Source organism: Microcoleus sp. OTE_8_concoct_300 (assembly GCF_031383065.1).
In the GTDB taxonomy this organism is placed as follows: domain Bacteria; phylum Cyanobacteriota; class Cyanobacteriia; order Cyanobacteriales; family Microcoleaceae; genus Microcoleus.
Genome location: NZ_JANMZH010000260.1, coordinates 1 through 13,120, shown reverse-complemented (window position 1 = coordinate 13,120; position 13,120 = coordinate 1). Strand labels below are relative to the sequence as shown.

At 46.2% G+C, this 13,120-nt stretch carries 10 protein-coding genes and 1 pseudogene; 7 read left to right on the top strand and 4 right to left on the bottom strand.

The annotated features are described in order from the left end of the window. Positions 1-59 precede the first annotated feature (59 nt). The 6 genes and pseudogenes from ACUVJL_RS12225 to ACUVJL_RS12200 all read left to right on the top strand — a co-directional run bounded on the left by ACUVJL_RS12225 (position 60) and on the right by ACUVJL_RS12200 (position 6,373). A pseudogene (locus ACUVJL_RS12225) lies at positions 60-1,130 on the top strand (IS630 family transposase). Positions 1,131-1,134: 4 nt separating this feature from the next. Beyond that, complete coding sequence (locus ACUVJL_RS12220; protein ID WP_445246093.1) at positions 1,135-1,581, top strand: peptidoglycan-binding domain-containing protein; 447 nt, start codon at positions 1,135-1,137, stop codon at positions 1,579-1,581. A 298-nt stretch (positions 1,582-1,879) separates the two neighbouring features. Further along, positions 1,880-2,305 (top strand): photosystem I reaction center subunit II PsaD, encoded by a 426-nt coding sequence (locus tag ACUVJL_RS12215; RefSeq protein WP_445246095.1) that lies wholly within the window; start codon positions 1,880-1,882, stop codon positions 2,303-2,305. A gap of 528 nt (positions 2,306-2,833) precedes the next feature. Then, positions 2,834-3,694 (top strand): GNAT family N-acetyltransferase, encoded by an 861-nt coding sequence (locus ACUVJL_RS12210; RefSeq protein ID WP_445246092.1) that lies wholly within the window; start codon positions 2,834-2,836, stop codon positions 3,692-3,694. 141 nt (positions 3,695-3,835) lie between these two features. After that, positions 3,836-5,383: an anthranilate synthase component I gene (gene trpE, locus ACUVJL_RS12205; protein ID WP_445246091.1), complete on the top strand. Its 1,548-nt coding sequence runs from the start codon at positions 3,836-3,838 to the stop codon at positions 5,381-5,383. A 105-nt stretch (positions 5,384-5,488) separates the two neighbouring features. Beyond that, positions 5,489-6,373 carry a PhzF family phenazine biosynthesis protein gene (locus tag ACUVJL_RS12200; RefSeq protein WP_445246094.1) on the top strand — a complete coding sequence of 295 codons (885 nt, stop codon included), beginning with the start codon at positions 5,489-5,491 and terminating at the stop codon, positions 6,371-6,373. Positions 6,374-6,565: 192 nt separating this feature from the next. Here ACUVJL_RS12200 and ACUVJL_RS12195 read toward each other — a convergent pair whose 3' ends face one another. From ACUVJL_RS12195 to petH, 3 genes are all read right to left on the bottom strand, one after another. Continuing rightward, the gene (locus ACUVJL_RS12195; protein ID WP_445246090.1) at positions 6,566-7,417 is read right to left on the bottom strand and encodes an alpha/beta hydrolase; all 852 of its coding nucleotides are present in this window, start codon (positions 7,415-7,417) and stop codon (positions 6,566-6,568) included. 491 nt (positions 7,418-7,908) lie between these two features. Beyond that, positions 7,909-9,225, bottom strand: a complete 1,317-nt coding sequence (locus ACUVJL_RS12190; protein ID WP_445246089.1) for a homoserine dehydrogenase — start codon at positions 9,223-9,225, stop codon at positions 7,909-7,911. Between the two features lie 275 nt (positions 9,226-9,500). Then, positions 9,501-10,709 (bottom strand): ferredoxin--NADP reductase, encoded by a 1,209-nt coding sequence (gene petH, locus ACUVJL_RS12185; protein ID WP_445246088.1) that lies wholly within the window; start codon positions 10,707-10,709, stop codon positions 9,501-9,503. Between the two features lie 864 nt (positions 10,710-11,573). Between petH and ACUVJL_RS12180 the strand changes: the two genes are divergently transcribed. After that, positions 11,574-12,578, top strand: coding sequence for a phosphoribulokinase (locus ACUVJL_RS12180; protein ID WP_445246087.1), 1,005 nt, complete (start codon positions 11,574-11,576; stop codon positions 12,576-12,578). A 92-nt stretch (positions 12,579-12,670) separates the two neighbouring features. Here ACUVJL_RS12180 and ACUVJL_RS12175 read toward each other — a convergent pair. Next, the coding region (locus ACUVJL_RS12175; RefSeq protein WP_445246086.1) for a 5-methylcytosine restriction system specificity protein McrC at positions 12,671-13,120 on the bottom strand (450 nt) is incomplete at its 5' end.

Below are 13,120 nucleotides of genomic sequence, written 5' to 3'. Positions count from 1 at the left end.
TTATACCATTTTTATAAAGTTGTGATAGACTTATATAAAAAGTAAAGGAGAACATTAAAATGTCTGGCCGTCCTCATATAACGATTGCCGAATCTGTAGAAGTATTGCTAGAGATTAGGAAACAACAAAAAAGAATTTTAGCATATAATAAAGTTCAAATGCTTTATTTATTTCAATCAAAAAAAGTAAAAACAGTCCGAGAAGTATCGTCAGTTTTGGGTAAAAGTGAAACCACAATTCATCGCTGGCTCTTTCAATATAAAGAGGGTGGCATAGAAAACTTGTTAAAAAATCGGCAGATTTTTGGTAGACCCAAAAAGTTTTCGGTTGAAGTAGCGGCTGCATTACAACAAGAATTGAGAGACCCCGAAGGATTTTCCAGTTATAAAGAAGTTCATCTCTGGCTCTGGTTGATCAAAGAGATACCTAGTAGTTATCAAGCTGTATACTCCTTGGTTAAAGGGGAGTTAAAAAGTAAATTAAAAATCCCAAGGCCTCGAAGTATTGAACAAAAGCCAACGGCAATTAATGAATTCAAAAATAGTCTGTCTCATCAAGTCAAAGCCTTGCTGGAAAAAGCTCCTGACCAAGTAAATAAATACAAGAAATTTCTCTTTTGGTGTAGTGATGAAACTCGATTAGGACTACATACAATTCAGAGACGAAAGCTAACACTACGGGGTGTAAAACCCCTAGGAAAACATCAATGGAAATTTAAATGTTTCTGGCATTAGGTCGCCGTATCCCCATCTACTGGCAGAAGTTTTTTTTGGGAGTTTTCCCATTTAGATAAAGTTTGTTTTCAAGCATATTTGCAACAATTGTCGCTTCAATATCCCGATGAATTGCATATTATTCAAGTCGATAATGCTCCCGGTCATCTTTTAAGCACATCTGAATTACCAGACAATATTATTTTACTATTTCAGCCTCCTCATTGCCCTGAAGTAAATCCAACAGAAAGAGTGTGGGAATACATCAAAGAATTTTTAGCTTGGTTAGTCTTTAGTAATCTTGACGAACTCCGCGTAAAAGTTCAGGAAATTTTATCATCTTTAACAAATAATGTCATTGGTTTTCTCACAGGATGGTCTTGGATCTTACATTCTTTATCTCTAGCACATCTTTAGAAAAATGGTATTAGGTTCTCAAGGTAAAGCGGTATTGGAACTAGAGCAACTCCTAACGAAGTTGGGTGTTTACCGGCAGCCTGCTAAAGGACTATTTAACCAAGCAGTTCAATTTGCTGTGAAACTGTTTCAGTTTCGGTTTTTCTTGCCCCCGGACGGCATTGTCGGGCCGCTCACTTGGCAGGTGCTTTATAGTGAAGCTCCAGTTAATATGCCCCCACTCAGATTCGGCAGTTCTGGGGAAGCAGTCGCTACTGTTCAGGAAATTCTCAGGATTTCCAAGCACTATGGCGCTAAAATTGACGGCGAGTTTTCTACTTTGACGGAGAAAGCTGTTCGCGCATTTCAAACAAAGTTTAGGATTGAGGCCGACGGGATTGTTAATCAAGAAACTTGGACTGCTTTGAGTCAAATTCCGCGCGGCTATGACCCTAAGTGGTTCTTGACATAGGGTTGACGCGGTAAATTGTGCGATCGTGTGTGGGGGGAATGGGGGGAATGTGCGATGATCTAGGGTGCGCCACAAGCACCCGAAGCATTGCTGTTTTTTTTATTCTTTATTTCGGGATTGGTGCTTTCTAATTCTGTTTTCTAACTTTGGTGGAAATTACCAATTATCAATTATTAATTACTAATTACCAATTATCAGAAAAGATCGATCGCCAAAAAACTGTTAACTTTCCTTACAATTTCGACAGCCGTGTCGCGTCATGATGATACGATGCCGTAAAAATCCTTTGGATATGTTTATGGCAGAAGAACTCACTGGACAACCCCCTCTTTTCGGCGGCAGCACCGGCGGCTTGCTGACCAAGGCGCTAGTTGAAGAGAAGTACGCTATCACTTGGACTAGCCCCAAGGAACAGGTGTTTGAAATGCCTACTGGTGGCGCTGCGATTATGCGTCAAGGCGACAACTTGCTGTATCTGCCCCGGAAGGAGCAGTGCATCGCTTTGGGTGGTCAGCAACTGCGGGCTAAATTCAAAATCACGAACTACAAAATTTACCGCGTGTTTCCCGACGGTACTACTGAGTACCTGCATCCCAAGGATGGCGTCTTCCCTGAGAAGGTGAACGAAGGTCGTCCCTACAACGGTAAGATTGAGCGCAATATTGGCAGCAATCCAAATCCGGCTAAGCTGAAGTTCAGTGGTAAGAAGACTTTCGATCCTTAGACTAAGACTGCATGGCTGAGCAAAACATAGGTAATATTCCCTGGAAGGCTCAGCTTGTAAACTTGTTTTTGCAGTAGCATTCGGGCGCGGGAGGCCGTTGGCTGCAGCGCCCGAATACTACTGCAAACTTCAAATCTAATTAAAAGTTAATCGTTAAATTAAAAGTCAGGAACCTCAGCTATCAGGCATGAGGCTTGAAGGAGAAATCTAACAAGCCGTTCTGACGGGCCATCGTCTTAACTGACTACGTTTTTTGAGTCACGACACCCTGGGATGCGTAGCTAGTCCCTTGCTCTGTCGTTGAGAGTTAAACAGTTCTAAGGTCACTGGAACAGTGCTTTCAACCTAACAAGCTCACTAAACTTTGGCGAAGTACAGACGACCTGGCAGGTCGTCTCTTCTACTCGGAAAAGAGATTGAGGCAACCATACCTCACGGGAGGGGCAACCATACCCCTCCACCCCGCGAGGGGATTCAATTCAACGTAAAGCCGTCCTAAAAGGACGAGGTTTCAACCCCATAGTTCTGATGAATGTCGCAATCAGGCGATCGCAGCCTTCTGATATCGATGTTTGCGCTCGCATTAATTATGAAGCTTTTAAAGATATTTGCGATCGCCATCAATTCCCTACAGATTTTCCGACGCTGGAGTTTTCAACTGAAATTATTGACCTTGTGCTCGGAAGTCCGTTGTGTTTTGGCGTAGTAGCTGAAATCGAGGGTGCGGTTGTCGGCTGCGGGTTTATGGACGAACGCAACCCGATTCGCGGTATCGGGCCTGTCGCTGTCGATCGAACTTTTCAAGGTTGCGGTACGGGACGGGAAATCATGAAAGCTTTGCTGGAACGGGGACAGGACGCTCGGGGCATCCGTTTGCTTCAGGAATCTTATAATATGGCGTCGCTGTCGCTGTACGCTTCTCTGGGTTTTGAGGTGAAGGAACCTTTCGTGTTAATGGAGGGGAAGTTTCACAGCCAGCCCCAGTATGGGTTTGAGGTGCGCCCGATGGCGGGTGAGGATGTTGGTGAATGCGCGGCTTTGTGCGAAAAACTCTGCAGGTGCGATCGAACTTCCGAGATTGAACACGCCCTGAATTTCTTGTCTCCCTTCGTTGCTTGCCAACAAGGTCGGATTGTAGCTTATACTTGTGCGGTGTCGCCTTTGAGCCACAGCGTCGCCCAAACAGAAGCCGATATGCAGGCTTTGCTCTTGGGGGCTGCTGCGTACAGTTCAGAAGAATTGCTTTCTTTTCACTTGCCGCTGAGGTATGCAAGTTTATTTCGCTGGTGCTTGCAAGAGGGACTGCGTGCCCTCAAGCCGATGGCGGTGATGGCAGTTGGCGAGTATCAGTCGCCGGGGGGATGTTGGTTTCCGTCTTTTGCTTACTGAGCACCAAGACGGTTAGGACGCTTTTAATCGCTGAAATCCTAGGATTGCATTTTCCTTCTTCCTGACATCCGTTACATCCGTTACATCCGTTACATCCGTTACAGAATCCGTTGCCGAACTTCCTTCTTCCTTCTGATATATATGATATTTCCCGATTTCTCACAATTCTCGGAACTGGCGAAACAAGGCAATTTTGTGCCCGTGTATCAAGAATTGGTTGCTGATTTGGATACGCCGGTGTCTGCCTGGTATCGGGTTTGTGCGGGTCAACCTTACAGTTTTCTGCTGGAGTCGGTCGAAGGTGGGGAGAAGGTTGGGCGTTATAGTTTGTTAGGGTGCGATCCGCTGTGGATTTTGGAGGCAAGGGGCGATCGCACAACTCAAGTTTACCGCGACGGTTCCCAAAATGTGTTTACCGGCGATCCGTTTGCGGCTTTAACTGAGTGTTTGCAGCCTTACAAACCGGTGAAATTGCCGCAGTTACCGCCGGGAATTGGCGGGCTATTCGGTTTTTGGGGTTACGAGTTAATTAAGTGGATAGAACCGCGAGTTCCCGTGTATCCAGCCAGCGAGAATGATTTGCCGGATGGGTTGTGGATGCAGGTGGATAATTTGCTGATTTTCGACCAGGTGAAGCGGAAAATTTGGGCTGTCGCCTATGCGGATTTGCGCGAGGTTGGCGTTGATTTGGCCGATGCTTATCAGCAAGCGTGCGATCGGGTTGGTAAGTTAGTTCAGAAGCTGCAATCGCCGCTTTCCCGGCAATCTACTCTCATAGAATGGACTCCTCCCAATAACGGGCAAGATGCCCGTTCCACAACCGGAAATACAGAATTGGCTTACACCAGCAATATTACCCGTGAAAAGTATTGTGCCAATGTCTTAAAGGCTAAGGATTATATCAAAGCCGGAGATATTTTTCAAGTAGTTATTTCCCAGCGTTTGGAATCTGAATACAGTGGCGATCCTTTTGCACTTTACCGCTCTTTGCGTCTGATAAATCCTTCTCCATACATGGCTTATTTTCATTTCGGAGATTGGCAGATTATCGGTTCGAGTCCCGAGATTATGGTGAAGGCGGAAAATACTGCTGATGGCAAAAAGATAGCAACTTTGCGACCGATTGCCGGCACTCGCCGCCGGGGTAAAACTCCTCAAGAAGATGATGCTTTGGCTGCTGAATTGCTGCAAGATCCGAAGGAAATTGCGGAACACGTCATGTTAGTTGATTTGGGCAGGAACGATTTAGGCAGAGTTTGCCGAAACGGTACTGTAAAAGTTGACGAATTAATGGGCATTGAGCGTTATTCTCATGTGATGCACATTGTGAGCAATGTGGTGGGAGAATTGGCCCAGGATAAGACAGCTTGGGATTTGTTGAAAGCTGGTTTTCCTGCGGGTACGGTTAGCGGTGCTCCGAAGATTCGGGCGATGGAAATCGTGCACGAGTTGGAAGGTTGCCGCCGGGGGCCGTATTCTGGGGTTTACGGCTATTATGATTTTGAGGGGCAATTGAATAGTGCGATCGCAATTCGGACTATGGTTGTTCGTTCTCAAGAAGGCGATAAACATTCGGTTTCTGTGCAAGCTGGGGCTGGTTTGGTGGCTGATTCTAACCCGGATATGGAGTACGAAGAAACGCTCAATAAAGCCAGGGGAATGTTGGAGGCAATTCGCTGTTTGAAGTAGGGAGGCGCAGCCTCTGGATCTCTGTTACCAGGCAGAGCCTGGTAACAAGAAAGAAGGAGGCGGTTGAAACCGCTGCTACACAAACTACTGTTGAACGAGGGAAATGTGAATTTTTATATAGTTGACGTGTTTGCAGAGTCAAAATATGCTGGCAACCAGCTAGCTGTATTTTGCGGTGCGGGAGTTGCCGAACTATCTGAGGCCCAAATGCTGCTGATAGCGAGGGAAATCAATTATTCAGAAACTACGTTTATTCGATCGCCCGATCCGCGAGATGGTGGCTATGACGTGCGGATATTCACGCCCAAGAAGGAATTGCCCTTTGCCGGCCATCCGACTTTGGGCACTGCGTTTGTGTTGCAGCAAGAGATTATTCGCGAAAAGGTCGATCGAGTAATTCTCAATCTAGCCGTCGGTCAAATTCCAGTTACTTTTAATTATCACAATGAATCGGCAGATATTTTGTGGATGCGACAAAACCCGCCTAGTTTTGGTCAAGTTTTATCAGCCGCAAGTCTGGCAAATGTCCTGAATTTAGAACCAGATGAAATTGATCCCAACTTCCCAATTCAAGAAGTTTCTACGGGAGTACCCTTTATAATTGTCCCATTAAAAACTATCGCCTCGCTCAAAAAAGCTCAAGTCAACTTAGATAAATATTTTGAGCTAGTTGATACCATGGAAGCGAAAGAAATTTTGATATTTTGCCCAGAAACTTACAGCGACGTTAATGATTTAAGCGTGCGAGTTTTTGCCCATTCATTAGGAATTCCAGAAGATCCGGCGACTGGCAGTGCTAATGGCTGTTTGGCTGGATATTTGGTAGAATATGCTTATTATGGGTCAGCAAAGATTGATGTCAGAGTTGAGCAGGGTTATGAAATCGATCGACCTTCTTTGCTGTTGTTACAAGCAGCCCAAAATGAAGGGAAAATAGAAGTTTTGGTGGGTGGTAAGGTGGTGATGGTTGCTAAGGGAGAATTTGTGTAGAATATTTAATGGGAAATTATTAACCGCAGATGCACGCAGATATACGCAGATATTTACAGCTAGATTTAGATGCTTGTTGGGCGATCGAGATGTTACAATTTTGCTAATAGCGATCGCAGCACTTTGTCTGCTTCTGGCAGTCGCAGCGCGGGAAAATCAGCCATCTGCGGCCTGAAGCAATTCTGTCTGAGTTTAAACAAAGCGCTTTTTTCGGAAAATTTGCAATTGAGTGCGATCGATCTGAACGACTACTGGCCGTCGCTTGTTGAGGACGATCGCATTGTGTCTGTTTAGCAAAAGCCACTGAGCCAATATTGCCACAATCGCGCGCCTTTTGAGAAACTTGCCTTCAAAACGCGCCATTCGGACGATCGCCTCTTCGATTTTATAACAACAGTTGTTGCCTTTCTGGGAAATCACAAAAATCGTTCCCGGTATGTAATCGCCCCCATTTGCCCAGAAAGCGTACCTTTCGCCTAAAGTAAAGTAGTGAAAAACATTTTTAGCGGTGGAAGTTTGAGCTAACTTTTCCGAAACGCCCAAAGAATTAAAAATTACAGTCGATCGAATATAATCCGGGTATTTGGCTGCTATTTGCTGAGCAACTTTGCCGCCCAAACTTTCTCCGATGACATCGGACGGATTCCCGCTGTGAAATTGCTGCTTTATCCAATCAATAGCACCCGCAGTTTGCGCCGATTTTAACTGGCGTTCTAGTTTTGCCATAAATACATCGGGCGTATCTTCCAAAACGCGATCGAAAGGATACCAAGAACCGTATCCGCGAATCACGATAACAGGCGGATTATTGCCAGAAATGGGAATGCGACTTTCAGCATAAAAACCAGTGCGAGAGTCTTCAAACACTTTTTCTATGATATAATTTCCATCAATAACTTGCCCTGACTCGTGCCGAATGTAAATTGAAGGATTATTGGGTCTAAAAGTATCGTGCAGTTGGGGTTTTGCAAACTTTTCGTAGAGGGAATCTAGCAAGTGCCTTCCCGTCTGGCGATCGACAAAATCCAATTCTGTTCCTCTCATTATCTGGTAGCCGCCGGTTTTACCAACAATATTTAATAAGTACAAAAAATCTACATAAACCCGCCACCGCACAACGAATAATCTAAATTAACTTTTACTTGTATCAAATGGCAAAAATCGACATGACACTTACCGTTGGGTGAGTGAGAGGGAGGGTTTTAGAGATGGTCAATGATTGGCAAATATTCTATATTATATCAAATCCGGTAGTATCGTCGGGCGTAAAATCCAGTCAACAGCGATGCCCGCTCAGCTTCGCCGAAGCGTCAACAATCACGGACTGTGCAACGGGAATTAATCTAATTCATCTGCGTTAATCTGTGTTAATCTGCCTGTATCTGCGGTTAAAAAAAGAGAGTGTATTAACCGCAGATAACAATGGATTGACGCCGATGCACGCAGAGGTCGAGAATACAGTGAGAGGGGTAGTTTTAGAGATTGTCAATTATTAGCAAATATTCTATGTGAAACCCGCCCCTAGCAAATCACTTTTACAAAACTCGCAACGTGCTAGCAATACTATCGACTCCTTCCATCGCGCGAATGTCATCGAGTGCTTGTTGAAAATTACCTTCCCTAACATCGTGAGTCACGACGACAATTTCTGCTAAATCGCCGTGAATTCCCGTCTGCACAACTGATTCCAAACTAACTTCGTGGTTGCCGAAACAAGTGCCGAGTTTGCCAATTACCCCCGGAGTATCGCGCGTCAGAAAACGGGCGTAAAAGCGAGTAACAAGTTCCTGCATCGGAGCAATTTTGCAGTAGTGTTGGTGACTGCAACTCAGCAAAGGATGGGGAATCGGAACAGTTTCGGTTTTCAGGATGGCCGCCACATTCATAATGTCGGATACTACGGCGCTAGCTGTGGGACCGGCACCGGCGCCGCGCCCGTACAGCATCAATTGCCCGATCGGCTCTCCTTCGACTAAAATTGCATTGTAAACCCCGTTGACACTCGCCAGCGGATGAGTTTTCGGCACAAAAGTAGGATGCACTCGAATTGACAGCAGTTCGCTTTCTGCCTCCGCTTGCTTGCCATTGTAGTGGGAGGTTTCTTGAGCAATAGCCAACAATTTAATCACAAATCCCAGCTTGTCGGCGTAGTCAATATCAGCAGCACTAACTTTTCTGATACCTTCGCAATGAACATCTGCTAATTTGATGCGTCCACCAAAAGCTAGCGAGGCTAAAATAGCAATTTTATCGGCGGCGTCTAATCCATCTACATCTGCTGTGGGGTCAGCTTCAGCATAACCTAATTGCTGGGCGTCGGCGAGCACTTCGGCAAAGTCTGCGCCTTCTGTTTGCATCCGCGTCAGGATGTAATTAGTTGTGCCGTTGACGATGCCGGTGACAGTTTGAATGCGGTTTGCACCTAAGGATTGTTTCAGGCTTTGAATGACTGGAATGCCGCCGCCGACAGCAGCTTCTAGCATTACGTAAACGCCTTTTTTGTTGGCGGCCTCGAAGATTTCATTACCGTAGCGGGCGATAACTGCTTTGTTGGCAGTGACGACGTGCTTGCCGCTGGCAATAGCTTGCAGAATGAGCGATCGCGCCGGTTCCAATCCGCCAATCAGTTCTACTACAATATCAATTTCCGGGTCTGTTGCGATCGCTTCTAGGTCAGTTGTCAGCACATTTTCTGGCAATTGTAAAGACCGAGTTCGAGAAATATCGCGCACTCCCACCCGATAGATTTCCAATTCCTGCAACAGCGGATGGCGGCCGTCTGGGGAGAGCAAAATCTCTGCTGTTCCCGCGCCAACTGTACCCAAACCTAACAAACCAATTTTGAAAGCCACGACTTTGACCCGTAGAAACTCAATGAAGCCACAACCATTGTAGGCTATTGGCGTACCGGAGCAATCAAAATAGTATTGTAGGGTGCCCAGTAATTGTAGGGGGCTTATGGGCGCACCTTACGCAAAATATTCAATTGTAATTGTAGGGTTCGCACGGGATACCTTACCAAAAAACATCTATTTTGGCAATATGAATTACTAAAAATTATTGCCATAAAAACAATTGTAGGGCGAGCCAAGCCCCCCCTACAAATCAGATTAAATCAGGTAACAGATTAATAAGTTTCAACGTGCCAACGGTGGTCTTTCTTCAACTGTTTCTGATAGGCAGCCCAGTCAACGCCGTACTTGCCAGCTGCAGCCGACATTCCCTCATCAATTCCGCCTTCCATACCCTTCAAACCGCAGATATAAGTGTGAGTATTCGGCTTTTGAACCAATTCCCACAATTGGTCTGCGTTCTCTTGAATCCGGTTTTGAATGTACATCTTGCCGCCCTCAGCATTCTTTTGCTCGCGGCTGATGGCATAAGTCAAGCGGAAATTATCGGGGAACTCGCGCTGCAATTGTTCCAACTCTTCCTTATAAAGAATGTTGGGAGTGTAAGCAACTCCAAAGAATAGCCAAGCTAAACCTTTGAATTTGTAATCCGGATTGTTTTCCTTGAACATCCGCCACAAATAAGCCCGGAAAGGAGCAATACCCGTACCGGTACCCATCATAATCACGGTGGCTTCCTCGTCGTCGGGCAACAGCATTTCCTTGCCTACGGGGCCGGTAATTTTGACATCAGCCCCCGGTTCCAAACCGGTGAGAAAAGTCGAACAAACGCCGAACACTTGTTCGCCAGTTTCCGGGTGTTTGTACTCCAGCCGGCGGACGCACAGGGAGACTGTTTTGTCGTCGAGGTGGTCGCCGTGGCGGGTGGAGGCGATCGAGTAAAGCCGAATTTTGTGAGGTTTGCCGTTTTTATCAGTCCCATCGGGAATAATCCCGATACTTTGACCTTCGAGATAGTGCAAATTGCCTCCGGAAATGTCGAAGGTGACGTGGCGGACTGTGCCGTCGCCGCCTTCTCTGACTAATTCTTCTGTAGAAATGCACTTACCAATATAGGGATTGGCCGGCTTGTAGAGGTTAACAGGAACCTGAACTTTTTCCTTTGCTTGAGTCATGGGCTTAGTTGTTTCTCCTGATTTCTGACTCTGTAGCCCTGCTTCTGGTGCGACTTTGCCATTATTAGTTTCGGGAGCGCTGTTTGAGGGGCGAATGCTGACGATTTTGCCACCCATGCGAGCAATTCTGCGCATTTCCTGATTCATGCGATCGTAGGGCACGGAGATAAATACGCTGCCGCTACGGCGAATCGGGTTACTTGTTTGGTCAGTTGTTTCGCTCTGACGCATACCCTCCACTTCGTAAACAAAGATGCGGCTGCCTGATTCTGAATTGGCCGCTCCACCAGATAAGCTTGGGCTGTACATTTGTTGATTTTCCTTCACGATACAGAGTTATAAAGAAAGAGAATGTGACGTTAGACTCAATTTACTTTTTTCTTAAGGCCATCGGGACTAATTGGCCGCGCCAATTTGTGGGCCTCGTCACGCCGGCAGGAATGTTGAAGTTGCGATCGCTCGCGTATCCAATCCCTACTAGCCGAACGCCGCGCTCACCGAGCCCGTCAGGCGTTCGGCTGTTGACCTATAGCTATTGTTGTCTGCGTACTGCCAATATTTTACCCGATCGGGGGATCTGCCCCGATAAGTCGTTTTGATTGCCGACCGGTGATGGAGTGTGGCATCGGGCAACAAATAGCTCCTATTGACCGAAAGCAGCCAAGTACAAGATCCTGGATTTATGACTCCCAGGCTGACTGACGGGTCAATTCTAAAATCTAAAATCTAAAATCTAAAATCTAAAATCTATCGACGTTGAGCTTGTAGTGGGCGATCGCATTCTGGTAAGATCAACTACTAAAGTTAGTGTTAATAGATATTACGATCTTATGCCCCAAGCAATCCCAAATGCCTTGTGCGATGGGATAGGGAGCTGCGTAGTTCAGCCCAGGCGGGTCAATCCGCTCGAAGTAAAAAAGAAAGGGGAGGGATTCACGCCTCCCATGTCATACATAAATGACTATACTTTTACAAGCTATTAATTACTTGCGTTGAAGATTGCTTGGGTCTTCCCGGGCAGGCAGTCAACAGACTGCTGTATGCTGGTGAGAACTCGATCCTCGCGGGGTAGCAAAGCCGCACAAAGCCTGCTTGTCGCTATCTGGGGGCTGAAATTTTGTGGAATCTAGACTTGAGTTAGTTAGTAAACAGTGATTTTGTTAGAGGGAAACTATGACCAGTAAGCCGGATCGCGTGGTTTTAATTGGCGTTGCCGGAGACTCCGGATGCGGAAAATCTACTTTTTTGCGCCGATTGACAGATTTGTTCGGGGAAGATTTCGTTACTGTAATCTGCCTTGACGACTATCATTGTCTCGATCGCAAGCAGCGCAAGGAAACAGGGATTACAGCCCTTGACCCCAGAGCGAACAATTTTGACCTGATGGCTGAGCAAATGAAGGCCCTCAAAGAAGGTCACGCGATCGACAAGCCGATTTACAACCACGAAACCGGTCTGCTCGACCCGCCCGAAAGGGTAGAGCCGAATCACGTGATTGTGATTGAAGGGCTGCATCCCCTTTACGACGAGCGAGTTCGATCGCTCCTCGACTTCAGCGTCTACCTCGACATCAGCGACGAGGTAAAAATTGCTTGGAAAATCCAGCGCGACATGGCGGAACGGGGCCACCGTTACGAAGACGTGCTGTTTGCGATCAATGCTCGCAAACCGGATTTTACCGCCTACATTGACCCGCAAAAGCAATATGCTGATGTGGTAATTCAAGTGTTGCCGACCAACTTGATCAAAGATGACAAGGAGCGGAAGGTTCTGCGTGTGCAGATGATCCAGCGCGAAGGCATCGCCAATTTTGAGTCTGCGTATTTGTTTGACGAAGGTTCAACAATTAACTGGGTTCCTTGCGGCCGCAAGCTGACTTGTTCCTATCCCGGAATTAAGATGTACTACGGGCCCGACGCTTTCTACGGTCACGAAGTCTCGATTTTGGAAGTAGATGGTCAATTCGAGAATCTCGAAGAAGTTATTTACATCGAAAGCCATTTGAGCAAGACTTCTGCGAAGTATGAAGGCGAGTTAACTCACTTGTTGCTCCAGCACCGCGAATATCCTGGTTCTAACAATGGAACTGGTTTGTTCCAAGTGTTAGTGGGATTGAAGATGCGGGCGACTTACGAGAAGTTGACTGCGAAGGAAGCGAAAGTGGCTGTTAGTGTTTAGAACCCTGACATGAAAGATTTGGGAGGCGCGATCGCGCCTCTTTTTTTTGTGGAGAAATGAACCGCAGAGGGCGCAGAGGGCGCAGAGTAGAGTTAGGGGAGGGTGTTTGGAAGTAGAGAGGTTAAGAAGGTTTTTCCGGCTTCATTCAGGTCGCTATCTAGGGAAAAAGTTAGACTGCGAACTCGGATATCGTCATATTTTATATCTAGTGGCTGTTTGAGGTTTTGCGGGTAGACGAGAATTGCATTTTGGCACTTTAACGCATTTGCGTAAGCAACTATTTGATGAATGTCATTATTGGCTACTTTATCGGCAGCTTTGTATTTTGTATCGAGGACGTATTGGACTTTTTTTGTTTCACGATCGCCTAGGAGTAAGTCAATGCGATCGAAATAGTTTTGGTCATGGGTGACTCGGTGTTGTTGTTTGACAAAAAAGCCTTTTGGTGTATTTGCTTTGAGCCATTCAGCGACAAATTGTTCATATAAATTAGCCATGTCTATGAGAAAAGGGAGCATTTCGCGATCGCCTGTTTCGTGACT

What these genes read in the sequence shown, in the direction of transcription:
- ACUVJL_RS12220 (WP_445246093.1), top strand. Translation starts at nt 1,135, where the DNA reads ATGGTATTAGGTTCTCAAGGTAAAGCGGTATTGGAACTAGAGCAACTC.
- ACUVJL_RS12215 (WP_445246095.1), top strand. Translation starts at nt 1,880, where the DNA reads ATGGCAGAAGAACTCACTGGACAACCCCCTCTTTTCGGCGGCAGCACC.
- ACUVJL_RS12210 (WP_445246092.1), top strand. Translation starts at nt 2,834, where the DNA reads ATGAATGTCGCAATCAGGCGATCGCAGCCTTCTGATATCGATGTTTGC.
- trpE (WP_445246091.1), top strand. Translation starts at nt 3,836, where the DNA reads ATGATATTTCCCGATTTCTCACAATTCTCGGAACTGGCGAAACAAGGC.
- ACUVJL_RS12195 (WP_445246090.1), bottom strand. Translation starts at nt 7,417, where the DNA reads ATGAGAGGAACAGAATTGGATTTTGTCGATCGCCAGACGGGAAGGCAC.
- petH (WP_445246088.1), bottom strand. Translation starts at nt 10,709, where the DNA reads ATGTACAGCCCAAGCTTATCTGGTGGAGCGGCCAATTCAGAATCAGGC.
- ACUVJL_RS12180 (WP_445246087.1), top strand. Translation starts at nt 11,574, where the DNA reads ATGACCAGTAAGCCGGATCGCGTGGTTTTAATTGGCGTTGCCGGAGAC.